General features: G+C 66.7%; 24 protein-coding genes. 10 read left to right on the top strand and 14 right to left on the bottom strand.

The annotated features are described in order from the left end of the window. Position 1: 1 nt before the first annotated feature. The gene (nhaA, locus tag KRR38_RS02540; protein ID WP_217398311.1) at positions 2–1192 is read right to left on the bottom strand and encodes a Na+/H+ antiporter NhaA; all 1191 of its coding nucleotides are present in this window, start codon (positions 1190–1192) and stop codon (positions 2–4) included. Positions 1193–1290: 98 nt separating this feature from the next. On the opposite strand from nhaA, the gene KRR38_RS02545 reads away from it, so the two are divergent. After that, positions 1291–2712 (top strand): glycosyl transferase family protein, encoded by a 1422-nt coding sequence (locus tag KRR38_RS02545; RefSeq protein WP_309140956.1) that lies wholly within the window; start codon positions 1291–1293, stop codon positions 2710–2712. A gap of 214 nt (positions 2713–2926) precedes the next feature. On the opposite strand, the gene KRR38_RS02550 is transcribed toward KRR38_RS02545, so the two are convergent. Further along, positions 2927–3157, bottom strand: a complete 231-nt coding sequence (locus tag KRR38_RS02550; RefSeq protein ID WP_217398313.1) for a hypothetical protein — start codon at positions 3155–3157, stop codon at positions 2927–2929. A 77-nt stretch (positions 3158–3234) separates the two neighbouring features. Here KRR38_RS02550 and KRR38_RS02555 point away from each other — a divergent pair, with 77 nt between their 5' ends. The 4 genes from KRR38_RS02555 to KRR38_RS02570 all read left to right on the top strand — a co-directional run bounded on the left by KRR38_RS02555 (position 3235) and on the right by KRR38_RS02570 (position 7331). Continuing rightward, positions 3235–3825: a hypothetical protein gene (locus tag KRR38_RS02555; RefSeq protein WP_217398315.1), complete on the top strand. Its 591-nt coding sequence runs from the start codon at positions 3235–3237 to the stop codon at positions 3823–3825. A gap of 50 nt (positions 3826–3875) precedes the next feature. Next, on the top strand, positions 3876–4790 hold the full coding sequence (locus tag KRR38_RS02560) for a sulfite exporter TauE/SafE family protein (RefSeq protein WP_217398317.1): 915 nt from the start codon (positions 3876–3878) through the stop codon (positions 4788–4790). Further along, the gene (locus tag KRR38_RS02565; RefSeq protein ID WP_217398319.1) at positions 4787–5539 is read left to right on the top strand and encodes a TIGR02186 family protein; all 753 of its coding nucleotides are present in this window, start codon (positions 4787–4789) and stop codon (positions 5537–5539) included. The genes KRR38_RS02560 and KRR38_RS02565 overlap by 4 nt, the downstream gene beginning before the upstream one ends. A gap of 79 nt (positions 5540–5618) precedes the next feature. After that, complete coding sequence (locus KRR38_RS02570; RefSeq protein WP_217398322.1) at positions 5619–7331, top strand: ATP-binding protein; 1713 nt, start codon at positions 5619–5621, stop codon at positions 7329–7331. An 8-nt stretch (positions 7332–7339) separates the two neighbouring features. Here the strand turns inward: KRR38_RS02570 and KRR38_RS02575 are convergent, their stop codons facing one another. From KRR38_RS02575 to KRR38_RS02585, 3 genes are all read right to left on the bottom strand, one after another. Continuing rightward, positions 7340–8773, bottom strand: coding sequence for an MATE family efflux transporter (locus tag KRR38_RS02575; protein WP_217398324.1), 1434 nt, complete (start codon positions 8771–8773; stop codon positions 7340–7342). Then, entirely contained in the window at positions 8770–9504 is a 735-nt protein-coding gene (locus tag KRR38_RS02580) for a 7-carboxy-7-deazaguanine synthase QueE (protein WP_217398326.1), read from the bottom strand. Before KRR38_RS02580 ends, KRR38_RS02575 begins: the two co-directional genes overlap by 4 nt. A 202-nt stretch (positions 9505–9706) precedes the next feature. Further along, positions 9707–12616 carry a valine--tRNA ligase gene (locus tag KRR38_RS02585; protein ID WP_217398334.1) on the bottom strand — a complete coding sequence of 970 codons (2910 nt, stop codon included), beginning with the start codon at positions 12614–12616 and terminating at the stop codon, positions 9707–9709. 161 nt (positions 12617–12777) lie between these two features. Between KRR38_RS02585 and KRR38_RS02590 the strand changes: the two genes are divergently transcribed. From KRR38_RS02590 to KRR38_RS02605, 4 genes are read left to right on the top strand one after another with little or no spacing between them, the layout of a single operon-like run. Next, the gene (locus KRR38_RS02590) at positions 12778–13890 is read left to right on the top strand and encodes an ABC transporter permease (RefSeq protein WP_217398337.1); all 1113 of its coding nucleotides are present in this window, start codon (positions 12778–12780) and stop codon (positions 13888–13890) included. Beyond that, positions 13887–14759, top strand: coding sequence for an ABC transporter ATP-binding protein (locus KRR38_RS02595; protein WP_217398339.1), 873 nt, complete (start codon positions 13887–13889; stop codon positions 14757–14759). The genes KRR38_RS02590 and KRR38_RS02595 overlap by 4 nt, the downstream gene beginning before the upstream one ends. Positions 14760–14767: 8 nt before the next feature. After that, positions 14768–15709, top strand: coding sequence for an MlaD family protein (locus tag KRR38_RS02600; protein WP_217398341.1), 942 nt, complete (start codon positions 14768–14770; stop codon positions 15707–15709). Positions 15710–15763: 54 nt separating this feature from the next. After that, on the top strand, positions 15764–16324 hold the full coding sequence (locus KRR38_RS02605; RefSeq protein ID WP_309140957.1) for an ABC-type transport auxiliary lipoprotein family protein: 561 nt from the start codon (positions 15764–15766) through the stop codon (positions 16322–16324). A 94-nt stretch (positions 16325–16418) separates the two neighbouring features. On the opposite strand, the gene KRR38_RS02610 is transcribed toward KRR38_RS02605, so the two are convergent. Both KRR38_RS02610 and KRR38_RS02615 read right to left on the bottom strand, forming a co-directional pair. Continuing rightward, on the bottom strand, positions 16419–17267 hold the full coding sequence (locus KRR38_RS02610; protein WP_217398345.1) for an alpha/beta fold hydrolase: 849 nt from the start codon (positions 17265–17267) through the stop codon (positions 16419–16421). 31 nt (positions 17268–17298) lie between these two features. Beyond that, positions 17299–17592: a plasmid stabilization protein gene (locus KRR38_RS02615; protein WP_217398347.1), complete on the bottom strand. Its 294-nt coding sequence runs from the start codon at positions 17590–17592 to the stop codon at positions 17299–17301. Positions 17593–17733: 141 nt separating this feature from the next. Here KRR38_RS02615 and KRR38_RS02620 point away from each other — a divergent pair, with 141 nt between their 5' ends. After that, entirely contained in the window at positions 17734–18099 is a 366-nt protein-coding gene (locus tag KRR38_RS02620; RefSeq protein ID WP_217398349.1) for a hypothetical protein, read from the top strand. Between the two features lie 12 nt (positions 18100–18111). Here KRR38_RS02620 and KRR38_RS02625 read toward each other — a convergent pair whose 3' ends face one another. From KRR38_RS02625 to KRR38_RS02660, 7 genes are read right to left on the bottom strand one after another with little or no spacing between them, the layout of a single operon-like run. Then, a complete protein-coding gene (locus KRR38_RS02625) occupies positions 18112–18807 on the bottom strand; it encodes an ATP12 family chaperone protein (protein ID WP_217398351.1) in 696 nt (231 codons plus the stop codon). Positions 18808–18820: 13 nt separating this feature from the next. Then, positions 18821–19039: a hypothetical protein gene (locus tag KRR38_RS02630; protein WP_217398353.1), complete on the bottom strand. Its 219-nt coding sequence runs from the start codon at positions 19037–19039 to the stop codon at positions 18821–18823. After that, positions 19036–19689, bottom strand: a complete 654-nt coding sequence (locus KRR38_RS02635; RefSeq protein ID WP_217398355.1) for an HAD-IA family hydrolase — start codon at positions 19687–19689, stop codon at positions 19036–19038. The genes KRR38_RS02630 and KRR38_RS02635 overlap by 4 nt, the downstream gene beginning before the upstream one ends. Further along, entirely contained in the window at positions 19686–21530 is a 1845-nt protein-coding gene (locus tag KRR38_RS02645; protein WP_375293405.1) for an FMN-binding negative transcriptional regulator, read from the bottom strand. Before KRR38_RS02645 ends, KRR38_RS02635 begins: the two co-directional genes overlap by 4 nt. Further along, positions 21527–21934: a fluoride efflux transporter CrcB gene (gene crcB, locus KRR38_RS02650; protein ID WP_217398357.1), complete on the bottom strand. Its 408-nt coding sequence runs from the start codon at positions 21932–21934 to the stop codon at positions 21527–21529. The genes KRR38_RS02645 and crcB overlap by 4 nt, the downstream gene beginning before the upstream one ends. 36 nt (positions 21935–21970) lie before the next feature. Then, positions 21971–22621 carry a ParB-like protein gene (locus KRR38_RS02655; protein ID WP_217398360.1) on the bottom strand — a complete coding sequence of 217 codons (651 nt, stop codon included), beginning with the start codon at positions 22619–22621 and terminating at the stop codon, positions 21971–21973. After that, the gene (locus KRR38_RS02660) at positions 22621–24240 is read right to left on the bottom strand and encodes a SulP family inorganic anion transporter (protein WP_217398362.1); all 1620 of its coding nucleotides are present in this window, start codon (positions 24238–24240) and stop codon (positions 22621–22623) included. The genes KRR38_RS02655 and KRR38_RS02660 overlap by 1 nt, the downstream gene beginning before the upstream one ends. Positions 24241–24481: the final 241 nt, after the last annotated feature.

Here is a 24481-nt window from a genome sequence, read left to right on the forward strand (position 1 = left end):
GCTAGCGCGCGCGCGGTGCCCACCTGAGCACCGCGAAGCCGAGCAGCGCCGAGGCCAACGAGCCCGCGAGGACGCCGAGCTTCGCTTCCTCGACCAGTAACGGATGCGCGGGGAAGGCCAGCGCGCCGATGAACAGGCTCATCGTGAAGCCGATGCCGCAGAGCAGCGCCAGCCCCCAGAGCTGGAGCCGGCTCGCGCCCTCGGGCAAGCGGGCGAAGCCGGTGCGTTCGGCCAGCAGGATCGCACCGAAGATGCCCGCCTGCTTGCCGACGAACAGGCCGGCAGCGATGGCCAATGGTAGCGGCGCCAGCAGGCCTGCAAAGCCTAGTCCGCCGAGGCTGACTCCGGCATTGGCGAAGCCGAACAGCGGCACGATCAGATAGGCGTTCCATGGCACCAGCGCGTGTTCCATGCGCAGCAGCAGGCTGTCGCCGGAATCGTGGGTCTTGAGCGGAATGGCGAAGGCCGCGAGCACGCCGGCGACGGTCGCGTGGACGCCCGAATGCAGCATGCAGTACCACATCGCCATGGCCAGCAGCAGATAGGGCAGCGGCCGCGTGGTCTTGAGCTGCCCGAGCGCTACCAGACCGGCCAGGAAAGCCGCGCTAGCGACCAACCAGCCGAGTGCGATCTGGGCGGTATAGAAGACCGCGATGATCGCGACCGCGCCGAGATCGTCGACGATCGCCACGGTCAGCAGGAACAGCCGCAGCGATGGCGGTACGCGGTTGCCGAGTAGCGCCAGCACGCCCACGGCGAAGGCGATGTCGGTCGCAGCGGGGATCGCCCAGCCGCGCTGCAGGTCGGGCGCATTGCCGGCGACGGCGAGGAAGACCAGCGCAGGCACGGCCATGCCCGCGGCCGCGGCGAGCACGGGCAGGCGCCGCCGCGCAGGGCTCGACAGCTCGCCGCCCAGCAACTCGCGCTTGATCTCGAGCCCGACGGTGAAGAAGAACACCGCCATCAGGCCGTCGTTGATCCAGTGGTGCAGGGTCGAGAGCTTCGGGATCGGGCTACCCGTCAGCGGATCGTGAAACAGGGCATGATAGGCATGGGCGAGCGGCGAATTCGCTGCGAGCACGGCCGTCAGGGCAACCAGGATCAGGATAACCCCCGCCGCGGCATCGCCGCCGAGCGCCCGCGCCATCGCGCTGGCGAGCCGATTGGCGAGGTGACGGCGTCGCTGTTGCATCGGTTCACTTATGGTCACTTGCATGATCGTTGCAAGCGGATCGCAATGACCTTAGGTTGTTCATCCAAGAGACAGAATCCTCAGGAGGATTTCGGCGCGTGGGTGCAGGGGGCATCACCATACTGCCGCAGCTCCTCGATTGGCTGACGCTGGTCGAGCACGAGCTGCTGCTGTTTGCCGCCTTCTGGTTCCTGGTCAGTGCGGTCGACGAGTTCGCGGTCGATTGCATCTGGATCTGGCTGTGGTTCCATCGCCGCAGGGGCGATCAGTGCTTGCCCAAAGGGATCGAGAACAGGCCGCTGCTCGGCCGCGCCGCGGTCCTCGTGCCGACCTGGCATGAGGACCAGGTCATTGCCGATACGATCGTGCACACCCTGCAGGTCTGGCCGCAGCAGGACCTGACCCTCTATGTCGGCTGCTACTGCAACGATCCGATGACGGTCGCAGCGGCCATCGCGGGCGCGGGCGACGATCCGCGCGTCCGGCTGGTGATCAACGACCGCGCCGGGCCGACGACCAAGGCCGATTGCCTCAATCGGCTCTATGCCGCGCTCAGCGAGGACGAGGTGCGCAGCGGCGCGCCGTTCTCGAGCGTGATCCTCCACGATGCCGAGGATATGGTTCATCCCGCGGCATTGACCGTGATGGATCGCGCGCTCGCCCGGATCGATTTCATCCAGTTGCCCGTGCGCCCCGAGCCGCAGCCCGCGTCTCCCTGGATTGCGGGCCATTACACCGACGAGTTCACGGAGGCCCATACCAAGGCCATGGTCGTCCGCGATGCGTTAGGGACGGGGATCCCGGCAGCCGGCGTGGGCTGCGGCTTTGCGCGTCAGACCCTGGCCAGGCTCGCCGCACTGCGGACCGAGCAGGGCAGCAGCGGGCCGTTTGCGGCTGATTGCCTGACCGAAGACTACGAGCTTGGCATGCTGATTTACCGCAGCGGTGGCACCAGCCACTTCCTGCGCTTGCGTGACAGCAACGGCGATCTCGTTGCGACGCGATCCTATTTTCCCAGCGAGCTGGAATTCGCCGTACGCCAGAAGGCGCGTTGGATGCACGGCATCGCCTTGCAGGGCTGGGACCGTCTGGGCTGGTCGCGCAAGCCGCTCGACATGTGGATGACGCTGCGCGACCGCCATGGCCCGATGACCGCCGCGGTGTTGGGCACGGCCTACCTGCTGATCGTGATCGAACTGATCCTCGGGATCGCGAGCCTGACGGGTTGGCAGACAACGAAGCCGCTCTCGCCGATGCTAAGCCTGCTTTTGTCCTTGAGCTTCGCCGCCTTCGCCTGGCGTTCGACCCTGCGCTTCTGTTTCACCGCGCGCGAATATGGCCTGGCCGAAGGCCTGCGCGCAGTGCTGCGTATTCCGGTGGCCAATGTCGTTGCCATTCTCGCCGGGCAGCGAGCGCTGTTTGCCTATGTCCGCACGCTGCGCGGCGAACTGGTGAGATGGGACAAGACCGCCCATAGCGCGCATCCGGCGACTGCCTCCGCAAGGCTGGACCCGGCATGACTCCTGCCGCCTCCTATCGCGGGCAGCCGCTGGTCGTGCTGGGCCTGCTCATCGGCGGCTGGGTGGCCGGGCGCATGATCGTGCTCGAGGCCGAGGACGGCGCCTCCGTACCTGCTAAGCCCGTCGCTTCGGTCAGGGTGCACAAGGAGCGCGTGCCGTCGCCGCAATTCGCCGTGCCGGTACGGCCCTCGCTGCGGTCCGAAACCGTCGTTCCCTATGCCGCGCCGGCTGCGCTTATGCCGCTGCCGCCCGCGATGCGGGTATCGCCGATGCCGCGGGAACCGATAGCTCCGCCGCCGCCGCCCGAACCCGTTTCCGTGCAGGTCTCGGCTGGCCACCAGTTGTTGTGGATGGCGGCGCTTTCGCGCGTGCCACTGCCACCCGGCTTCCCCCGCCCAGTCCGCGGTTCCGTCGTCGATCGGTGGTGGCCCTTCGGCACGGGCATCGGATCGCCAATCGCGCTGGTCGGCCGATGGCTGGCTGCTGCTGCGCGACGGCGGGAGCGTTCCGCCGGCGGGTGGGGTGGCGCCCGCGACCTATGGTGCGAGCCAGCTCGGCGCTGTCGTCCGCTATCGTCTGGCGCCCCAGAGCCCGCATCGGCCCGCGCTCTACCTGCGGGGAAGCGCGGCGCTTAACGGCTCGCGCGAGCGTGAGGGCGCGCTCGGTTTGTCGGTCCGGCCGATCGCCGGGCTGCCGGTGGTCGTGGCCGCCGAGGCAAGGCTCAACGATCAGCCGACCGGCAGGCACGTGCGGCCGGCCGCCTTCGCCTATACCGAGCTTCCGCCGGTGGGCCTGCCGCTCGGCACCCGCGCCGAATTCTACGGCCAGGCCGGCTACGTTGGCGGCGACTTCGCCACAGCCTTCGCCGATGGCCAGGTGCGGGTCGATCGACGCGTCGTCCGGGTCGGGCGCGGCGAATTCCGCGCGGGTGGCGGCGCCTGGGGCGGGGCACAGAAGGGCGCCTCCCGGCTCGACGTCGGCCCGTCCGCCATGCTGGGCATGCCGCTGGGCGGCAGTGCCGGCCTGCGCGTAGCCGCCGACTGGCGTTTCCGCATCACCGGCAATGCCGCGCCGACCTCCGGACCAGCGCTGACGCTGTCCGCAGGTTTCTGAGGTTTCGCCTTCCAACCGTCACTAGGGTGGGTTAGCAAAATCGTCCAAAGATGGACGTCTATCTCCCAATCGCCAACCTTTCGGTCAACGGCCTGATCATCGTCGGCTTGGGCGTGCTGACGGGCGTCCTGTCGGGCCTGTTCGGCGTCGGCGGCGGCTTCCTCACCACGCCGCTGCTGATCTTCTACGGCGTCCCGCCGACCGTCGCGGCGGCCTCGGCGGCGAGCCAGGTGACCGGCGCGAGCGTCTCGGGTGTTTTCGCTCATTCCAAGCGCGGCGGCGTCGATACGCTGATGGGTGCGGTACTGGTCGTCGGCGGCGTCATGGGCACGGGCATCGGCGCTTTGCTGTTCAACGTGCTGCAGCGGCTCGGTCAGATCGATACGGTAATCAACATCCTCTACGTTGCGCTGCTCGGCTCGATCGGCCTGCTGATGGCACGCGAATCCATCCAGTCGATCCGGGCGACGCGCAGCGGCGTGGCCATCCCCGCCAGGAAGCGGCGGCACCATCCGCTCGTCGCCAACCTGCCGCTGCGCTGGCGGTTCTACAAATCGGGCCTCTACATCTCGCCGCTCGCGCCGCTGCTGCTCGGCATGGTGACGGGTATCCTCACGATGCTGATGGGCATCGGCGGCGGCTTCGTGCTGGTTCCGGCGATGCTCTACATCCTCGGCATGAGTGCCAGCGTGGTCGTCGGCACCTCGCTGTTCCAGATCCTGTTCGTCACCATGGCGACGACGATGATGCATGCGCTGACTACCAAGGCTGTCGACATCGTCCTGGCGGCGTTGCTGCTTCTCGGATCGGTGACGGGCGCGCAGCTCGGCGCGCAGTTCGCGCAGAAGGCTAGCCCGGTTTACCTGCGATTGGTTCTGGCGGCGATCGTGCTGATGGTCGCGTTCCGTCTCCTGCTCGGGCTGACCTACCGGCCGGACGAGATCTATACGCTGGCTCCCCTATGAGATTCCTGGTCGCCTTGCTGGCGCTAGTCCTGCTTACCGGCGCGCGCGACCCGATCCTGGTGCCCGAAATCTCGCAGCACGAAGTCGAGGTACGCCAGGGCTTCACCGGCACCGAGTTGCTGCTGTTCGGCGCGATCCTCAATCCCGAAGGCACGCGCGCCGGCGGGGACTACGACATCGCCGTCGTGCTCAAGGGGCCGACCGAGTCCGTCCTGGTTCGTGAGAAGCGCAAGTTCGCAGGGCTCTGGATCAACGCCGACAGCACCGGCTTCCGGTCGGCACCGCTGTTCTACGCAGTCGCCTCGTCGCGCCCGATCGACCAGATCGTCGATGAGAAGACCGCGGCGATCTACGAGCTCGGGCTGCCCTCGCTGCAGCTCTCGCCGATCGGGGAGATCGATTCCAAGGAACAGGCGCGCTTCGCTTCCGGCCTCGTCGATCTCAATCGCCGCGGCCAGCTCTACCAGGAGCAGGACAAGGGCGTGAAGCTGTCCGAGCAGGTGCTCTACCAGGCGCGCATCAAACTGCCGTCGAGCGTCCCCACGGGGATGTACACGGCCGAGACTTTTGCCATCCAGAAGGGTCGCGTCGTCACATCGGCGATCAGCCGGGTCGAGGTGCGGAAGATCGGCATGGAAGGTGCGATCGTGCGCTTCGCCGACCAGCAGAGCTTCTGGTACGGCTTGCTCGCGGTGAGCGTGTCGATCCTCATGGGCTGGATCGCCGGGCGGCTTTTCGCGCTGGTCTAAGGGCCGACCAGGGGCTCCATTTAGGCGGATGTTAACGCCTCGGGCCTAGTTTCGGCGGGTGGATCGGGGAGCCCGCTGAATGTCGGACATGAGCATGAACGGCTTTGACAAGGCCCTGCCGGTGGGCGCGGGCGACGTTTCCGGTACTTTCGAGCCGGCCGGTCTTCGCGACGCCGCGGGCGCGGTCAATGCCGCTCAGCCGATCGGCGTCGTTCTCGACGTCGGCGGTTCGGGCAGCCAGATCGCCTTCGACGCGCAGCGGCTCAATGAATGCATGCAGGATGGCGATCCCTCGGTCGCGCTTGCCGGCCAGGTCGGCAGCCAGATCAAGATCCGCGTGGGCAAGGGCTGGCTGCTCGCCAGCGTGCGCAACCAGAAGCAGGACAGCCGCGGCAACAGCGGCGGCATCCTGTCGGCAGTCGATTTCCTGGGCGAGGGCGAGGAAGAACGCCTGACCGGCCGCATCCACTCCTTCCGCCGCGGCGTGACCGGCTATCCGATCCCCGGCGCGCTGGTCTATCCGGCCACGAGCCAGGACCTAAAGCAGATCTACGCCAGCGACGGCCGGCCGAGCATTGAGATCGGCAACGTCTATCCCACCCGCGACATCCGCGCCGGCCTCTACATCGACGCCCTGCTTGGCAAGCATTTCGCGCTGCTCGGCTCGACCGGCACCGGCAAGTCGACCAGCGCCGCGCTGATCCTGCACCGGATCTGCGACATGGCGCCCGAAGGCCACATCATCCTGGTCGATCCGCACGGCGAATATTCGGCAGCCTTCCGCAACAACGGCATCATCCTCGACGTCACCAACCTGCAGATGCCCTACTGGCTGATGAACTTCGAGGAGCATTGCGAGATGTTCCTCACCTCGTCGGGCAATGCGCGGCAGGAAGACGCGGACATCCTCTCCAAGTGCCTGTTGCAGGCGCGGATGAAGAACCGGCTGGCCGACCAGATGGGCAAGATCACGGTCGACGCGCCGATCCCCTATCTGCTGTCGGACCTGACCAACATCCTGCAGAACGAGATGGGCAAGCTCGACAAGGCGAGCACCAGCGCGCCCTATATGCGGGTCAAGACCAAGGTCGACGAACTCAAGAGCGATCCGCGCTACCAGTTCATGTTCTCGGGCATGCTGGTGGGCGACACGATGGCCGAATTCATCGCCAAGATCTTCCGCCTGCCGTCGCGCGGCAAGCCGATCTCGATCATCGACGTTTCGGGCGTGCCTTCGGAAATCACCTCGACCGTGGTCGCTGTGCTGAGCCGGCTGGTGTTCGACTTTGCGGTCTGGGGTCGTGAGGAAAAGACGCGCCCCGTGCTGCTGGTCTGCGAAGAGGCGCACCGCTACGTGCCCAACGAGAAGAACGCGGACAGTTCGTCGGTCGGCAAGATCCTCTCGCGTATCGCCAAGGAAGGCCGCAAGTACGGCATCTCGCTGGGCCTCGTGACGCAGCGGCCGTCGGACCTTGCCGAAGGCGTGCTCTCGCAATGCGGCACGATCATCTCGATGCGCCTCAACAACGACCGCGACCAGGCCTTCGTCAAGGCGGCGATGCCCGAAGGTGCGCGCGGTTTCCTCGACTCGATCCCGGCGCTGCGCAACCGCGAGTGCATCATCTGCGGCGAGGGTGTCGCGATTCCCATCCGCGTGGCTTTCGACGATCTCGAGGAATTCAAGCGCCCGGCGTCGGAAGATCCCTCGTTCACCCACCTGTGGAACGCGAGCGGCGGCGACGAGGAAATGGTCCAGCGCACCGTCCAGCGCTGGCGCGCCGGCGGCAGATAACTCTAACTCTACTCGGCCAGTATCGCCTCTTCGGCTCTTAACTCTGCCGGCGAGACATGCGGCGGATGCTGCCGCCAACCGCCGCGCGTGTAGATCAGCCAGGTCAGCGCCAGCGAGGCGAAGGTTCCCGCCGGGAACGACCACCACACCGCATCGACGCCTATATGGGGATAGGCCAGCGCGTAGAAGCCGAGACGCGCCGGGTACATCGCGATGACCATCGCGATCAGCGGCAGCATCACCGCGCCGTAGGAGCGCATCGTGCCCGAAAGGACCATGGTCACGCCCATAAGCACGTAGGACCAGGTGACGAGCACTTGGACGTGCTCGGCAATCGGAATGGCCTGGCTGCCATGCCCGAGGAAAAGGCTGAGCAACGGCCCGTCGAACAGCAGGAGCAGCACGGCGAGCAGGCCGGTCATCAGGATGTTGGCCTTGACCCCGGCCATGGTGACGGGCTCGACCCGGTCGTGCCGGCCTGCGCCGACATTCTGCGCGACCATGGCGCTGACCGCGGTGCTGATCGCAAAGGCGGGCATCTGGATATAACTCCAGATCTGCAGGCAGGCGCCGTAGGCCGCGGCGGCCATCAGGCCCTCGCGGTTGACCAGCCCGAACATGATCACGCCCGCCACGGTGGTGATCGCCATCTGGCCGCCCATCGGCAGGCCCTTGCCCAGGACATAGGCGAGCTCGGAGCGGTGCGGCAGCAGGTAGCGCAGCTCGCGGCCTTTCAGCCGGATCGGGATGTCCTGCCAGTAGATGTAGGTGATCATCGCGGCGAGGCCGATGAAGCTGGCCAGCGCATTGGCCAGCGCCGATCCGGCGATGCCGAGCCGCGGCGCGGGGCCGAGACCGAGGATCAGCACGGGGTTGAGCGCGATGCCCAGGATCGTCGTCAGGATCATCGCATAGAGCGGCGTCTTGGGATCGCCGGCGCCGCGCAGACTCATCGAGACCATCATCGAGACCGTGCCGAAGGGCATGGTGAGGAAGACGACGTCGAGATAGGCGCGCGCCATGTCGTGGATGGCGGGCGGGGTCGACAGCGCGCGCAGCAGCCAGTCGGACGACAGGAAGCCGGCGAATCCGCCGACCAGTGCGAAGGCCGCGCAGAAGCCCGTGCCCGTGCCGAAGATCCGCCGCGCCGCGTCATAGTCGTGGGCGCCGAAATACTGCCCGACCTTGACCGTCGCGGCCATGCCGAAGCCGAAGACGAAGGCAAAGACCAGGAACATGACCATGTTGGCATTGGCCGTCGCCGCGAGCGCACGATCGCCGATCAATTGGCCGACCCAGATCGTGTTGATCGTGCCGCCCAGTGTCTGCAGCACGTTGGAAACCAGCGTCGGGACTGAGAATGCAAGCAAGGTGCGCAGGATCGGGCCCTGCGTCAGATCATGCCCTCTCCGGGGATGCTGAGCTTGCTTACTATTATTCACGTTCCTCTCGTGTCGCCGAAGAGATGGATATGCAAGCGGTCGCTGAGATTAAATTCGCGATCCGAACAGATTTGCGCCAGCCAGCGTGCGCGGGTCCGTACGGTCGCGCTGTCGCGGCCTTCGGGCATCAGGAAAATCCGTGCCGGGGCTATAGCGTGGGCCTCCTGGACGGCGACAACCTGGTCGACATCGGCGGGTTCGGCGACGACGAACTTGAACCAGGCGCGCGGCTCGGCGGCCCAGTGCGCGAGTCGCTCGGGTGGTAGCGCGAGCTCGGCCGGATTGCCGCTGTGCGCCAGCTTGGGGCTGACGTTGTACTGATGGACCAGCGCGTCGAGCGCGGGGGTGGGGGCGACGGTCCCGTTAGTCTCGATTTCGATGTGGGTTTCGGGCAGGTGCGCGATCATCCGGGCGAGGGCCGGGGCCTGGAGCAGGGGCTCACCACCGGTGATGACGAGGCGGTGCTGGCCGAGCGCGACGATGCGGGCGGCGGTTTCCTCCTCGCTCAAGGTCACCTGGTTGGCGGTGCGGGCGTAGGTCTCGTCGTCGCGGTGCGGGCGGTTGTCGCCCTCGAAGCGCCAGGTGTAGGCGGTGTCGCACCAGACGCAGGCGAGATTGCAGCGCGACAGCCGCACGAATGTGCAGGACTTGCCCATCGAGGCGCCTTCGCCCTGGATCGAGGCGAAGATCTCGGGTTCGCCCGGTGTCGTGGTGGCGAGAGTCAGGGGCATGCGTGCACGGTCCGGGCCGGTTGAGGGTTACACAAGTTACACCCTGTCACCCTGCATGGCGGAAGGTAACCTACGGGTGGGAATAGCTAATTTTCGCCGCGCGACAGGATGACGTTTCTGCAGAAAAAATATCATCCCTGCCGTTGCGAGGCTTGGCAAAAGTCTCACGCGGTACCGGAGTAGGAAAGCGAATTCGCGCTCCTTACCCTAGCCGCGCCAGTGCAGCCGCCAGCCGTTCCGCTTCCGCCGCATGGGCGGCATGGTCGGCGCGGGCTTTTTCGACGGCTTCGGGCTTGGCCTTCTCGACGAACGACGGGTTGCCGAGCCGGCCTTCGAGCGACTTGGCTTCCTTCTGCGAAACCGCCAGCGCCTTTTCGAGCCGCGCCTTCTCCGATGCGATATCGATCACGCCTTCGAGCGGGACGATGATGTTCGCGTCGCCCGCGCCGATCTGCATGGCCGCACCCGCCGGAGCGGGCGCGAACTGGATCGCGTTGACACGGGCCAGGCGGTCTATCGCCGCGGCATTGCCCTCGATGATCGCGCGTGTCGCGGCGCTGGGCTCGGGCAGATAGGCGTCGAGCTTGGCGCCCGGCGTGATGCCGAGCTCGTTCTTGGCCGTGCGCAGGTTGCCGACCAGCGCGATCAGCCATTCGACCTCGCGCTTGGCCGCGGCATCGACCGCAGCCTCCGGCGCCGGCCATTGCGCGACGATCAGCTCGTAGGGGCGTGTTCCCAGCTTCTCCCACAGCTCCTCGGTGACGAAGGGCATGAAGGGGTGGAGCATGACGAGGATCTGGTCGAGCACCCAGCCGGCGACGGCCTTGGTCTCGTCGTCGAAGCTGCCCTTGATCAGCTCGATGTACCAGTCGCAGAACTGGTCCCAGACGAAGTGGTAGATCGCATTGGCGGCGGCGTCGAAGCGCAGCTCGGCCATGGCCCTGTCGAGTTCGGCCAGGGTCTCGACGACTTCGCCGACGATCCACTTGTTGACCGCCGAAGTGGCCGCGGGAGCAGAAACCGATTGCGAGGCGCCGATGCCGTTGCTCTGGCAGAAGCGCGCGGCGTTCCACAGCTTGGTGGCGAAGTTGCGGTAACCCTCGACGCGGCGCTCATCCATCTTCACGTCGCGGCCCTGGCTTTCCATCGCCGCCATGAAGAAGCGCAGCGCATCGGCGCCATATTGGTCGATCAGGCCCAGCGGATCGACGACGTTGCCCTTGGACTTGGACATCTTCTGCCCGTCGGCGGCGCGGACGAGACCGTGCAGGTAGAGCCGCTTCCACGGCACCTGCTGGTCGTTGAAGTGCATGCCCTGCATCGCCATGCGCGCATCCCAGAAGAACAGGATGTCGAAGCCCGAGATCAGCAGGTCGTTGGGATAGTGGCGCTCGTAAAGCGTCGTGTCGTCGGGCCAGCCGAGCGTGGCGAAGGGCCAGAGCGCCGAGGAGAACCATGTGTCGAGGACGTCGGCATCCTGGAACAGGATCGCCTGATTGGGATTGTCTCCGACGCCCCAAGGATGGACAAACGCATCGCTGCGCGAAGCTTCAATCGTAACTTTGACGTCCGATCCGTAGTATTCCTCCGTCTGTCGGCGCAGTTGGGCTTCGTCTTCTGCAACGAAGATCTTCTCTGCGAACGACGTAACGACACCGTGTTCGTCTGCGAGGGGCCCGAACCACGCCGGGATGCGATGGCCCCACCACAACTGGCGGCTGACGCACCAAGGCTGGATGTTCTCCATCCAGTTGAAGAAGGTCTTCTCCCAGGACTTGGGGACGATCTCGATACGGCCGTCGCGGACCGCCTTCATTGGCGGCTGGGCGAGCGTGGCGGCATCGACGTACCACTGGTCGGTCAACCAAGGCTCGATCACGACGCCGCCACGATCACCGAATGGGGTCGCGACGGTGCGCGGCTCAGCGTCGTGCTCGTTGCCGTCTTTGTCGATGTAGGGAACGAGGTAGCCGAGTTCCTTCATCTTTTCGACAACGAGCTTCCGCGCATCGAAGCGGTCAAGCCCACGTCGCACTATCTCGCGATGTGTTTCAATACGTTCAGTGCGCTCGAAATTGTCTGAGGTCGACGAGCTCGTTCCGGTGACGATTGTAACGTCCCGCTCCTCATCGACGAAAAATTCGTCGGGGATCAGCCCATCTGCGGTTTGCACCACCCTTGCTTCGGCATCGAACATGTTGAGCATTTCGCCGGGCTTCATCCCGGCGCGCTTGCCCACCTCGAAGTCGTTGAAGTCATGCCCCGGCGTAATCTTCACCGCGCCCGAGCCCAGTTCGGGATCGGCATGCTCATCGGCGACGATGCGAAGGCGCCGACCCGTGATCGGCTGGTCGATAAACTTGCCGATCACGCTCTTATAGCGCGGATCGTCGGCGTTCACCGCCACGGCCATGTCGGCCAGCATCGTCTCGGGCCGCGTGGTCGCCACGACGATATGGTCGGCTCCGCTATCCAGCTTCACGCCGTCGGCGAGCGGATAGCGGAAGTGCCAGAAGCCGCCCTTGATCTCCTGCGTCTCGACTTCGAGGTCGGAGATTGCGGTCTTGAGCTTCGGATCCCAGTTCACCAGCCGCTTGTCGCGGTAGATCAGGCCCTGGTTGTAGAGGTCGACGAAGACCTTCACCACGGCCTTGGTGAAGTGCGGGTCCATGGTGAACTGCTCGCGGCTCCAGTCCATCGAGCAGCCCAGCCGGCGCAGCTGGCCGGTGATCGTGCCGCCGCTTTCGGCCTTCCATTCCCAGACCTTGTCGACGAACTGCTCGCGCGTGTAGTTCGTCCGCTTGTCCTGCTTCGCTTCGAGCTGGCGCTCGACCACCATCTGCGTGGCGATGCCGGCGTGGTCGGTGCCGACCACCCACAGCGCATCCTTGCCGCGCAGCCGCTCGTAGCGGATGACGATGTCCTGCAGCGTGTTGTCGAGCGCGTGGCCGATGTGCAGGCTGCCGGTGACGTTCGGCGGCGGGTTGACGATGGTATAGGGTACGGCCTCGGGCCGCTCGGGGCGGAACAGCCCGTTGCTTTCCCAATGCGCGTACCATTTCGCCTCGATCGCGGCGGGGTCGAAAGTCTTGTCGAGAGCAGTTGCAGTCATGGCCCGGCCTTTGCCAGCGGCGGCGGCGAGGCGCAAGCGAAGCGGTTTCGCTGTGTGCGCCGGGAACAACATGGCAGCCACTGCGTCTCCCCGGCACTCGACCGCTCATCGCCGGGGATGCACTTGCCGCCGCTGCCATTTTACCGCATGAACCGGCTCTGATGCGCGAATGGGCCGACTTCACGACCGAAGAGGAGGAGGGCGGGGCAACCACCATCGCGCTCACCGGTCCCTTTACGGTTTCCTCGATCGGCCTGGTGGACCGGCGGCTGCGCGAATTCGATCAGCCCGTAGCCAAGGTCGATCTCTCGGGGATCAGCGAAATCGACACGGTCGGTGCCTGGACCGCCTGGCGCATCGCGCGCGACAACGATGCCGAAATTACCGGCGCCAGCGAGCAGGCCGAGCGGCTGATCTCCGCGATCAAGGATTCCAAGGGCACAGCCGACATCTCGCCGCCGCGGGCTGATATCATAGAGCGCGTGCCCGCAGCGGTCGGCGATCTCGTGGTCGGCTGGGGCCAGGGTTCGGTCGGGGTCATCGGCTTCCTCGGTTCTCTGGTGGTCTCCATCGGCCACACGATCCGCAGCCCCAGGAAACTGCGCGTGAAGGCGCTGGTGCGCCAGTTGGAGCTGGTCGGCGTCTCGGCGCTCGGCATCATCGGCCTGATGCTGTTCCTGGTCGGCATCGTCATCGCCCAGCAGGGCGCGGTGCAGCTCCGCCAGTTCGGCGCCGAATTCTATACGATCAACCTGACCGGCCGCCTCGCGATGCGCGAGCTCGGCGTGCTGATGACCGCGATCATGGTCGCCGGCCGCTCGGGCTCTGCTTTCGCGGCGCAGCTCGGCACGATGAAGCTGACCGAGGAGATCGACGCGATGCGCACGATCGGCGTCTCGCCGGTCGAGGCGCTGATCATCCCGCGCGTGCTGGCCTGTACGTTCATGATGATCCTGCTGGGCTTCTATGCCTCGATCATGGCGATCGTCGGTGGCGCCTTCCTGTCGAACTTCGCGCTCGACATCCCGTTCTTCACCTTCCTCTCGCGGATCCAGGAAGTCGTGCCGATCCACGACGTCTGGGTCGGGTTGATCAAGGCGCCGTTCTTCGGCCTGATCATCGCGCTGGTCGGCTGCTACCAGGGCATGCAGGTCGAGGCGAACGCCGAGGAAGTCGGCCTGCGCACGACGATGGCCGTGGTCCAGTCGATCTTCATGGTGATCGTGCTCGACGCTTTCTTCGCGATCTTCTTCACCAGTGTGGGGTGGGGATGAACGACCATATCGCCCAGCGGGTCGAACGCGAAGCGCGGCCCGAGATCGCGCCCGAGTTCACCGGGGACTATCCGATCGTCATAAAGGGGCTGCGCAACAGTTTCGGCGAGCATGTGATCCACGAGGACCTGTCGCTCGAGGTCAAGCGCGGCGAGATCATCGGCGTGGTCGGCGGTTCGGGCACCGGCAAGTCGGTGCTGATGCGTTCGATCATCGGCCTGCAGATTCCCGACGAAGGAACGATCGAGGTGCTCGGCCGTTCGATCACCGATGCCCAGGACGACGAAGATATCGACATCCGCTCGCGCTGGGGGGTGCTGTTCCAGGGCGGCGCCTTGTTCTCGACGCTGACAGTCGCGGAAAACGTCGAGGTGCCGTTGCTCGAGTTCTATCCCGAGATCGAGCCGGAGCTGCGCCACGAGATCGCGCGGTTCAAGGTGATGCTGTCGGGCCTGCCCGAAGACGCCGCGAGCAAGTATCCGGCCGAGCTTTCGGGCGGCATGCGCAAGCGCGCCGGCCTGGCGCGGGCCTTGGCGCTCGATCCCGAACTGCTGTTTCTTGACGAGCCGACCGCGGGCCTCGACCCGATCGGCGCCGCGGCCTTCGACCGGCTGACCAAGGAACTGCAGGAAACGCTGGGACTGACCGTATTCCTGATCACGCACGATCTCGACACGCTCTACGAGATTTGCGACCGAGTGGCGGTAATCGCCGAAAAGAAGGTGATTGCGGTGGGGACGATTCCGGAACTGCTCGCGCTCGACCATCCTTGGATACAAGAATACTTCAATGGCCCGCGCGGGCGCAATGCGCAGGGGGCGCAGGAGCGGAGCAAGAGCGTGGACAATCAGACCGGCGCGGGGGCATAGGGCGGGCAATGGAAACCAGGGCCAATCATGTCTGGGTCGGCGCGGTCACGCTGGCGCTGCTGGCGCTGCTCGCCGCCTTCATCATCTGGATCGCCCGGCTGAGCGAGGGCGACCGCCAGCGCTACGACATCTTCTTCAAGCAATCGGTCGACGGGCTGGCGCAGGGCTCCAAGGTCTCGTTTGCCGGCGTGCCCGTCGGCAAGATCGAACAGATCGAGTTGTGGAAGAAGGACCCGAGCTTCGTGCGCGTGCGCATCGGGGTGAAGAAGGAGGTGCCGATCACCGTCGGCACCACCGCGACGATCCAGGGCAGCTTCACCGGATCTTCGGACATCCAGCTCGAGGGTGCGATCAAGGGCGCCCCGCCGATCCAGGAGCCGGGGCCAGAGGGCGTGCCCGTGATCCCGACCAAGCAGGGCGGGCTCGGCGCCATCCTCAACAACGCGCCGCTGCTGCTCGAGCGGCTGGCGACCTTGACCGACCGGCTCAACATCCTGCTTTCGGACGATAATCAGAAGTCGATCCGCGGCATCCTTGCCAATACCGACCGCATGACCGGCGAACTCGCCGATGCCTCGCCGCAGGTGAAGAGCACGCTGGCCGACCTCCAGGTCACGCTCAAGCAGGCGACCGCGACCTTGGCGAAGTTCGAAGGTGTCGCCGGCAAGGCCGACCAGATGCTCGGCGAGAACGGCGCGACGCTGGCGAACCAGCTGCGCGAGACGCTGGCCTCGGCCAAGGGGGCGGCGGACCAGCTGCAGGGCGCGCTCAGCGATGCGCGGCCGGCGGCGCGCCAGCTCTCGGCCTCGACATTGCCCGAGGCCGAAGCCGCGATCCGCGACCTGCGCGCCACCGCCCGCGCGCTGCGCCAGGTCACCGAGAAGATCGACGAGCACGGCGCAGGCGCGCTCGTCGGGGGCGGCGGCAAGCTGCCGGACTACAAGCCATGATTATTCGGGCCATCAGGGGGGGCGATCGTGCCAGGATTTGGGAAACGCGCGGGCGTGCTGGCCGGCATTCTGCTTCTGGGCGGCTGCGTCAGCTTTGGCGGCAAGCCGCCCAAGCAACTGATCGGACTGACCGCCACGACCACCGCGCCCGCCGGCGAACTCGCCAGCACGACAAGGGGCGATGCGATCGTCGTGCTCGATCCCGAGGCCGAGCGCCGGCTCGATGTCCAGCGCGTGCCGGTGCAGGTCGACGATACGACGATTGCCTATCTCAAGGACGCGACCTGGGTCGAGCGCCCCGCGCGCCAGTTCCGCCGCCTGCTGGCCGAGACGATCCGCGCCAAGGGCAAGCGGCTGGTGGTAGAGGCCGGCGATGCCAGCGAGCTCGGCAAGACCACGCTCGGCGGTCGGTTGCTCGATATGGGCTATGACGCGCGGAACCAGTCGGTCGTGGTGCGCTTCGACGCTTTGCGTTCGGACGTCGGCGGCACTGTAATGTCGCGGCGCTTCGAGGCGACCGTGACGGGCGTTTCGCCGAAGACCGAAAGCGTCGCCCCCGCACTCAACAAGGCGGCGAACGAAGTGGCAGCGCAAGTCGCGGACTGGGTCGGCTAGGGCCGAATATAAGAATCCTTGTCGCCTCTGCGAAGGCAGGGGCCCAGCCGAGCCATCGTTTTAAACGCCGCGCCGGCCGATGACGCGAGCTTATCTAGGCCCCTGCCTTCGCAGGGGCGACGGAGTTGGGCTTCGTGATAGCCTGAGCGAGTTCGTCAAAAGCCGCACTGACGGCTGCCGGGTTCTCGATCCAGGGGAAGTGTCCGCCCGCCGCGATCGTGCGGAACTGCGCGTTGGGAGTGCGGAAGCGTTCCGCTTCCCAGCCGCCTTGCCAGACGATGCGATCCTCGGCGCCGGCCAGAACGAGCACCGGAACCGCGCTCGGCCACCAGGCGGCCTCGTAGATGTGGTCGAAATTGTCTTCCGACCAGTCCACCGCTGCGCTGTTGTAGGGCATCCGCGCCAGCAGCTCGCGTCCGGCGGCGAGGCCCGCCGGGGTGAAGTTCCATTTGGCGGAGGCCAAGGCGATGGCGGCGATATTCTCGTCTCTTCTGTCGCGTTCGTACAACTCTGTGGCGGCTTCGGGCAACGGATGACGCGCGGTCATTTCGACGAAGCGCGGATGCCAGGTGCAATCCGGTGCGGTGTCGAGCAGCGCGATCCCGCGGACCAAGCCTTCGAGCGCAGGCGTGGCGAGCAAGTACATTCCGCCGGTCGAATGGCCGACGAAGACCGCGTCGGGCACAGCCTCTGCCGCTTCGATCAGCACTTGCGGCCAGTTAGCAAAGGGATCGTCCGCCATGCCCGGCGCGGCGCGGTTCGAGCCGTCGCCTGGCAGGTCGATCAGCCAGATCGTGCCCGGCACATGCAGGCAGCCGGCCAGCTCGACGAGGCTCTCTGAACCGATCCCGGGACCGCCGGGCAGCAGCAGCCAGTTCAGGCTTCCGGCGCGGGCAGTATGCTGGCGCAGGCGCACGCCGGAGGGAGTGAAGCGTTCTTCCATGCCCGCGCTATAACGGGCTGAGCGGTGCGATCTAGCCGTGCGCGCGCTTGCGGCGGGTGTCCCAGCCTTTGCGCGCAGCCGCCGAGCGTTGCTCGAAAGAGCCGGACTTGTGCGCCTTGCCGCCGCGCGAGGATGAGACGTGGGTATCCTTCCTGCCGCGGCCCGAGCCCGACTTGTTGCCGCCGCCGCTTTCCTTGTTCACCGTCGCCCAGGCGCGGCTTTCGGCTTCCTTCTTGGGTACCCCGCGATCCTCGTAGCCTTCCTCGATATGCTGGGCCTTGCGCTTCTGCTTGTCGGTATAGCTGCTCTTGTCGCCTCTCGGCATGACAGATCTCCTTTGCGGAGATAACTTTAGCGCTGCTTTGGAAGTTCCCGCCCCGGACCCCGAACACGCCGTCCCTATGCCGCCTCTCATGTTTGTTTAACCGGAAGGCGGCTAATCTGCGTCCGATGCGGGAGAAGCTCGATGATGTGGCGTATCGCATGTGGACTTGCCTTGATCGCGACGATGGCCGGGAGCGCGGCGGCCCAGCCGCTGACGCCGTCGCCACTCACGCCCGATCAGAAAGGCTATATCGTCTATGATCGCTGCATGATGCATGCGGCGATCGTGGCGTCTCACACGGACGCCAGCGACGATGAAATATTTGCCCTCGCGAAAAGCCGCTGCGCATCGACCCGCGCGGCGGTGATCCTGGGGCAGGAAAACAACCGCGGCTACCTGGCCGCGCTGGACGCTGCCGATGCGGACAAATCGGCGCACTTCCCGGCCTGGATCAAAGGCGTGCGCGAGCGGCGCAGCACTGCCCAGGCAGGCATAGCCGTCAAGTAGGAGCGGCCTTCGCTACTCGCGCGCCAGCCGGGCGAAACGCATCGCGGTTTCGAACGTCGCCAGGCGCCTTTCGCGCAAGGCCTGCGCCTCGTAGTCCTGGCCCCAGAGTTCGACCTGCCAGTCTTCCTCGAGGTTGGCGACATTCCATAGCGCCTCGGCTTCGGCCTCGGGCGTCAGCGCGGCAAGCGCGATCACCAGCGAGGCGGCCAGGCTGGTCAGCGTGTTGAGCGCGGCGAGTTCGTGGTCGCTCGTCGCTTCGAGCACGGCCTGCATCCGCGCCAGCGTCGCGGCAGGCTGCGGCCGGTGCATGATCCCGCCGATCCGCTCGAAATGGACGTCCCAGCGCTGTTCGGCGGCGTGGAGCAGCGGCTCCCACATCTCCTCCTGGCGCTCGCGCAGCGGCTCGTCGGGCTCGGCGCGGTAGCAGAGCGTGTCGGTGCCCGCGAAAGCGACGAGGCTGCGGATCACGACGGCGCGTTCCTGCGGGACGACGTCGAGCGCATAGTCTGCCATGTCACGCAGGACGAAGTCTTTGGGATCGAGTTCCTCGCCCTGATCGGCCCATTCCTCGGCGAGAGCCTCGGCGAGCCTGCGGGTCGGCAGAATCTGCGGCTTGCCGGCGACGGTCTTGATCCCACGCCCGTCGAGCAGCACGCGCCAGCCACCATCGCCCTCCGCGACGCTCACGTCCTTGTAGAACCGTTTCATTGAGCCAAGGATTTCATGGGGGAGGCGACTTCCAGCGGCGGGCGAGCACCGAAGGGACGATCAGCGCGTCGATGATGCCGATGAGGAACAGCACGTAGCCGGCCTCCTTCGGCAGGTCGATCCGGCGGTAGATGATCATGAGGCCGAAGATCACCAGCGCCATGCCGGCCCAGCGCATCGCCAGGATCGTCTGGTAGCGCCGTTTTGCCGGATCGGGGGCGCCGTTGCTCATCGCAGCAGGTACTCCTTGAGCGCTTCCGGGCTCGTGGCGACGAATTCTGCGCCGGCCGCGGTCAGTTCTTCGGGCGCATGATAGCCCCAGTCTACGCCGATGGCACGCACGCCGGCGTCGCGGGCCATCTGGATGTCGTAGACCGTGTCGCCGATCATCACGGCCTCGGCCGCATCGGCATCGGCTTCGAATAGCGCAGCTTCGAGCATGGCCGGATGCGGCTTCGAGGGATTGTCGTCGGCGGTCTGGAGCGAGACGAACTGCCGGGTCAGCCCGTGCGTCGCCAGGCAATGGTCGAGCCCGCGGCGCGACATGCCGGTCGCCACGGCAAGCTGCCAGCCGGCGCCGTGGAGCGCGTCGAGCACCTCGGCGATCCCGTCAAACAGAGGCTGCGACAGCTCGCCCGCCTCACGCTGGGCGCGGAAGGCGCGCTTGTAGGCGTCGACGATGTCGCGCTGCAGGCTCTCGTCGATGTCGGGCACGAGCTTGCGCACGGCCTGCGGCAGGCTGAGGCCGACCATGCGGCGGATCTGGTTCCTGTCCGGTACGGGCAGGCCGGCCTCGGCGAAAGCCGCTTCCATGGCGTGGCAAATCGACGCCTGGCCGTCGATCAGCGTGCCGTCGCAGTCGAATACGGCGAGCTTGGTCATGGGGCGAGCGTCCGCATGAGCGCAGCGATGCCGGCGGAGCCCTGCCGTTCGAGGCCGTCGGCAACGCGGGCGCGCTCCTCGGCGGACTTGTTCTGCGAGAGCTTGAAGGTCGGCCGCCAGGCCTGCACTTCGAGCTCGAAGCCGACGATACCCGGGAGCATCGCCTGCAGCTTGGCTTCGGGCATCTTGGCGGTGGTCCAGGGCACGCCCTCGGTCACGCGCGCTTCCTCGCGAGCGATCAGCGCTTCGAGCAGTCCGAGCAGCCCTGCGGAATCCATCCGCCGGACGTGGCCCTCCAGCTCCAACGCCACGTAGTTCCATGTCGGCACCTGCTCGGGGTCGGCATACCAGCGCGGCGAGACATAGCCCTCGGGGCCGTTGATGACTACGAGCGCGGTCGCGCCGTCGATGTGTTTCGTCAGCGCATTGCCGCGCGCCAGGTGAAAATGGACCGCGCCGTCCCCGGTCCAGGTGATCGGCGTATGCGCGACGCGCGGGCCGTCGGGCGTAGCCGCGAAGACCATGCCGAAGCCGACCTCCTCGATCAGCGACTCCATCAGCACGCGGTCTTCGGTGCGGAAGGCGGCGTTGGGATGCATCAGCGCGGCTTTCCGGGGCCCCCCGGAGCGGGGTTTTGCGGTGGTCTTGGCGGCCGGACGCCCAGCCGGTTTCGCGGCAGCGCGCGGCTTGGCTGCGGGCTTACCTGGCGGTTTGGGCTTGCCTGCCGCAGCCTTGCCTGCCGGACCACGCTCGCCGCTCTTGCGGCCGCGCCGTTCGCCGCGGCGTTCCTTGCGGTATTGCTTGGCGTGGGCCTTGGCGGCGGCCTTGTCCGCTTCGCGGGGAGCCTTCGCCGGCGCTTCGGGCAGAGCCTCGCCGTCGGCCTCGTCGAAGCCGAGCTGTTCCATGCCCATGGCGAAGTGCTCGGGCAGGGGGGCAGTGACGTCGAGCGGCGAGCCGTCGGGGTGGTCGATGATCAGCCGGCGCGCGTGGAGGTGCATCTTGCGGCTGATCGAGCCGGTGAGAAACGCATCGGGGCCGCCGTACTTGCCGTCGCCGACGATCGGATGGCCGATCGCCGCCATGTGGACGCGGAGCTGGTGGGTGCGGCCGGTCAGCGGCTGGAGTTCGACCCAGCAAGCGCGGTTGCCGGCGCGGTCGATCACGCGATAGCGCGTGCGGGCCGACTGACCGTGCTCGCTCTCGTCGACCATCATCTTCTCGCCGCCGGTGCCCGGCTGCTTGGCCAGCGGCAGTTCGATCAGGCCGTCCTCGATCGAGGGAACGCCGACGATCAGCGCCCAGTAGATCTTGCGCGCCGATCGCGTGGAGAAACGCTTCGAGAAGAAGGCCGCGCTGCCCGGCGTGCGGGCGATGAGGAGGACGCCCGAAGTGTCCTTGTCGAGCCGGTGGACGAGTCGCGGGCGCGGACCGTCGGCCGAGAAGGCATCGAGCAGGCCATCGACATGCTCCTTGGTGCCGCTGCCGCCCTGGGTCGCGAGGCCCGGCGGTTTGTTGAGCACGATCGCGGCGCGGTCCTGGGTCAGGACCATGGCTTCGGCCTTCTCGATCTGCTCCTCGGTCAGCTCGCGGCGGGCATTCGGTGACTTGGCCGGGGCATCGCCGCCCGGCGGCACGCGCAGCTTTTGCCCGGTGACCAGGCGGTCGGCGGGATCGGCGCGCTTGCCGTCGACGCGGATCTGCCCGGTGCGCGCCCAGCGCGATACCGTGGCGAAGCCGATCTGCGGCAGGTGGCGCTTGAACCAGCGGTCGAGCCGGACGCCGTCGTCGTCGGCCTGGACGGTGAACTGCCTGACGTTGTCGCTTGCGTCGTCCTTGCTCATGCCAGCGACCTCATCACGAAGAGCCCGGCGAACATGCCCGTGAAGCCCGCTGCCAGCGAGATCGCGACGTAAAGCGCCGCGGTACCGATCGCGCCACGCTCGACAAGCAGCGCGAATTCCATGCTGAACGAGGAGAAGGTGGTGAAGCCGCCCAATATGCCGACGCCCAGCGCAAGGCGCCAAGCCTCACCGTGCGCTCCGAAACGCGCCAGCCAGCCGACCAGCAGCCCCATGGCGAAGCTGCCGACGACATTGACCGTCAGGGTCGCCCAGGGAAACGCGCTCGACGCGACAGGGCCGATCGCCAGGGTCCAGGCACGGCCGACGAGAAAGCGCAGCCACGAGCCAAGCGCGCCGCCCACGGCGACGTAAAGCGACGCGGTAAGGAATGAAGGTGGAGACATCGGCCCGCCTTAGCGGCGGATCGCCGCGAAAGCCACCTACTCGCTGTCGTCTCGTGCCGCGGCGCCGTGCTCGGGGCCGGCAAAGCCCGGCAGGTACTCGGCCTCGCGCCCATTGGCGAGCCACAGGGCCTTCTCCAGCGCCTTGCCGAACTTGTCCTCGACCAGCTTGCGGCCGATCCGGTCGCGGAAGAAGTCGGCCCAGAGGAATTCGGTATAAGGCGTGGGCATCTTGGCAAAGCCGCCCGCACGCCGCACCTCGCCCGCCAGCGAGCGATAGGGATCGTCGGTCAGCTTTGCGACATGCCGCGGGATGTCCTTCCAGTCGCAGCGGCGGCCTTCGTGGTCGTAGGGATGCAGCCAGTTGTGCCGGTCGAGGAACGAATAGAATCGCCGCTTGGGCAGGTGGTCGAGCTTGGCGATCACCGTCACCAGCACTTTCTCGACGCCTTCGTCGTGCAAGGCGCGGGCGAGGTGGTGGTGGTCGACGATCCAGTAAGCGCCGCCGGGCCCGGTGACCGCGGGCAGCAGGTGGGCGCCGAGATATTCGCCGCCGTCCTTGTTGCAGCGGTCGCGCCAGTCGGCGCGCTTGCGCTCGACCTCGGTCATGCCGACGGTCATCTGCGTCGGCCGCAGATCGTCGATCTCGACGGGGTGGAGGATCGGTTCGATCGGGTTGATCATGGCCATTATCGGCTCTCCTTTTCTGCAAGCGCAGCGGCGTCGGCGACGCTGAAGGTCGATCCCGCGGCGAGGTTGTCCAGCCCGTCCTTGTCGAGCACCTCACGCACGCGGTCATGGACGCGCGCGAGGATCACATGGCGGCCGGCCTTGTCGAGCTGGCTGGAGAATTCGCCCAGTGCATCGGCCGCGGTGCTATCGAGGTCGTTGCTTTCCTCCAGGCTCAGCACGACGCAATGCGCGTCGCGCTTCAAGGCCCGCTCGGCGATGGCGAAGAGCACGCTTTCGGCATTGGCGAAGATCAGCGGCGCGTTGGGGCGGAAGATCGCGAGGCCGGGGAGGGCGCGGGCTTCCTTGTGGCGGGCGATGTCGACGAAATCGTGGCTGTCGCCGACGCGGCCGAGCTCGCTGATCGAAGGATGCGCCAGGTCGTAGAGCAGATTGGCGATCGAGAGGGCAACTGCGACGAGCATGCCGTCGAGCACACCGAAGGCGAGGACGCCTGCTGCGGCGGCGAGCGCGGTTCCCTGATCGCGGTTGATGCGAAACAGGCGGGCGAAGGGCATGGGCGATAGCGCATGAGTCAGCGCGGCGATCACCACGGCGGCGAGGATCGGCTCCGGGATGCGTGCTATCCATTCGCCGGCGAACAGCGCGAGCAGCAGCAGCGCCGCAGCGCCGACCGCGGCCGATAGCCGGCTCGCCGCGCCCGCCGCCTCGTTGGCCGATCCTGCCGAGAAGCCCGCGCCCACCGGCATGCCCTGGACCGCGGCGGCGGCGAGATTGGCTGCGCCCAGCGCGCCGAGCTCGCGGTTCGCCGCGATCCGGTCGCCGTGTTTGAGCGCCAGCGCGCGCATCGTGCCCCAGGACTCGGCGAAAAGGATCAGCGCGATCGGCGCTGCGAGTTCCACCAACAACATCCAGTCGGGCAGGTTAGCGGACATGGCGAAGCGGGGCAGTTCGAGTGTGATCTTGCCAGCGGTGGCGATCCCGAGTGCATCGAGATCGGCAAAGCGGTCGAGCGCGATCCCGCCGAGGATGACTACGAGCGCCGCCGGGACCTGCGGCAAGCGGCGCAGCGCGAGCAGCGCGGCGAGGGCACCGGCGCCGAGCAGCAGGCTGGCGACGTGCCACTGGGGCGCCGTGGCCGCGAGCGCGGCCAGCTTGGTCCAGATCGGGCCCGACGCGGCGCCGACACCGGTCAACTTGGGCAACTGGCCGATGATGATCGTCAGCGCGAGGCCGAAGGCGAAGCCGTGCAGCACCGGGCGCGAGATGAAGCTGGCCAGGCTGCCGAGCCGGAACAGGGCGAAACCTAGGAACAGCAGGCCGACGATCGCGACCAGCGCTGTCGCCGCGGCCTCACGCATCGCCGCGTCTCCCGGCAGGCTGGCGAGCGAGGCCGCGAGGATCGCGGCAGCAGACGACGTCGGCGAGACCACCGCGAATCGGCTGCGGCCGATCAGCGCATAGGCAAGCCCGCCGGCGACCGCCGCGATCAGCGCGCGGCCGGGAGCGAGTACGGCGATCTGGGCATAGGCGATGCCTTCGGGCAGCATCAGGCCGGCAATCGAAAGTCCGGTAACCGCGTCCCGGACTCTGGTGGAATTGCCTGTGGCCTCTGGCATCGACGCGGTGCGATCCCTCCCGTTCTGCTCCGCAGAAATCGGCTCGTGCCGGCTGCAAGGCAAATGAATTCTGTGTCATAGGCCGCACAGTCCAGCCGAATTACCAGCTTGAGGGCCGGATTCGGCCGCTTGCGGGGTTGCCTTTGCTCCCATGCTTTGGTAGCGGGCCGCCATTCCGAGCCGATCCAAGCGGATTCGGCTTCGCTTTTCTATTGTTCAATTTCGGGCAATCCCCCGCCAT

This window comes from Novosphingobium sp. G106, assembly GCF_019075875.1.
Taxonomy (GTDB): Bacteria; Pseudomonadota; Alphaproteobacteria; order Sphingomonadales; family Sphingomonadaceae; genus Novosphingobium.

Excerpts from the sequence above, each read along its gene's own strand:
- nhaA (WP_217398311.1), bottom strand. The coding sequence starts at position 1,192 with ATGCAACAGCGACGCCGTCACCTCGCCAATCGGCTCGCCAGCGCGATG.
- KRR38_RS02550 (WP_217398313.1), bottom strand. The coding sequence starts at position 3,157 with ATGCCCGTGCCGAAGGGCCACCACCGATCGACGACGGAACCGCGGACT.
- KRR38_RS02560 (WP_217398317.1), top strand. The coding sequence starts at position 3,876 with ATGGACGTCTATCTCCCAATCGCCAACCTTTCGGTCAACGGCCTGATC.
- KRR38_RS02565 (WP_217398319.1), top strand. The coding sequence starts at position 4,787 with ATGAGATTCCTGGTCGCCTTGCTGGCGCTAGTCCTGCTTACCGGCGCG.
- KRR38_RS02570 (WP_217398322.1), top strand. The coding sequence starts at position 5,619 with ATGTCGGACATGAGCATGAACGGCTTTGACAAGGCCCTGCCGGTGGGC.
- KRR38_RS02580 (WP_217398326.1), bottom strand. The coding sequence starts at position 9,504 with ATGCCCCTGACTCTCGCCACCACGACACCGGGCGAACCCGAGATCTTC.
- KRR38_RS02585 (WP_217398334.1), bottom strand. The coding sequence starts at position 12,616 with ATGACTGCAACTGCTCTCGACAAGACTTTCGACCCCGCCGCGATCGAG.
- KRR38_RS02590 (WP_217398337.1), top strand. The coding sequence starts at position 12,778 with ATGCGCGAATGGGCCGACTTCACGACCGAAGAGGAGGAGGGCGGGGCA.
- KRR38_RS02595 (WP_217398339.1), top strand. The coding sequence starts at position 13,887 with ATGAACGACCATATCGCCCAGCGGGTCGAACGCGAAGCGCGGCCCGAG.
- KRR38_RS02600 (WP_217398341.1), top strand. The coding sequence starts at position 14,768 with ATGGAAACCAGGGCCAATCATGTCTGGGTCGGCGCGGTCACGCTGGCG.
- KRR38_RS02610 (WP_217398345.1), bottom strand. The coding sequence starts at position 17,267 with ATGGAAGAACGCTTCACTCCCTCCGGCGTGCGCCTGCGCCAGCATACT.
- KRR38_RS02615 (WP_217398347.1), bottom strand. The coding sequence starts at position 17,592 with ATGCCGAGAGGCGACAAGAGCAGCTATACCGACAAGCAGAAGCGCAAG.
- KRR38_RS02620 (WP_217398349.1), top strand. The coding sequence starts at position 17,734 with ATGATGTGGCGTATCGCATGTGGACTTGCCTTGATCGCGACGATGGCC.
- KRR38_RS02625 (WP_217398351.1), bottom strand. The coding sequence starts at position 18,807 with ATGAAACGGTTCTACAAGGACGTGAGCGTCGCGGAGGGCGATGGTGGC.
- KRR38_RS02630 (WP_217398353.1), bottom strand. The coding sequence starts at position 19,039 with ATGAGCAACGGCGCCCCCGATCCGGCAAAACGGCGCTACCAGACGATC.
- KRR38_RS02635 (WP_217398355.1), bottom strand. The coding sequence starts at position 19,689 with ATGACCAAGCTCGCCGTATTCGACTGCGACGGCACGCTGATCGACGGC.
- KRR38_RS02645 (WP_375293405.1), bottom strand. The coding sequence starts at position 21,530 with ATGAGCAAGGACGACGCAAGCGACAACGTCAGGCAGTTCACCGTCCAG.
- crcB (WP_217398357.1), bottom strand. The coding sequence starts at position 21,934 with ATGTCTCCACCTTCATTCCTTACCGCGTCGCTTTACGTCGCCGTGGGC.
- KRR38_RS02655 (WP_217398360.1), bottom strand. The coding sequence starts at position 22,621 with ATGGCCATGATCAACCCGATCGAACCGATCCTCCACCCCGTCGAGATC.
- KRR38_RS02660 (WP_217398362.1), bottom strand. The coding sequence starts at position 24,240 with ATGCCAGAGGCCACAGGCAATTCCACCAGAGTCCGGGACGCGGTTACC.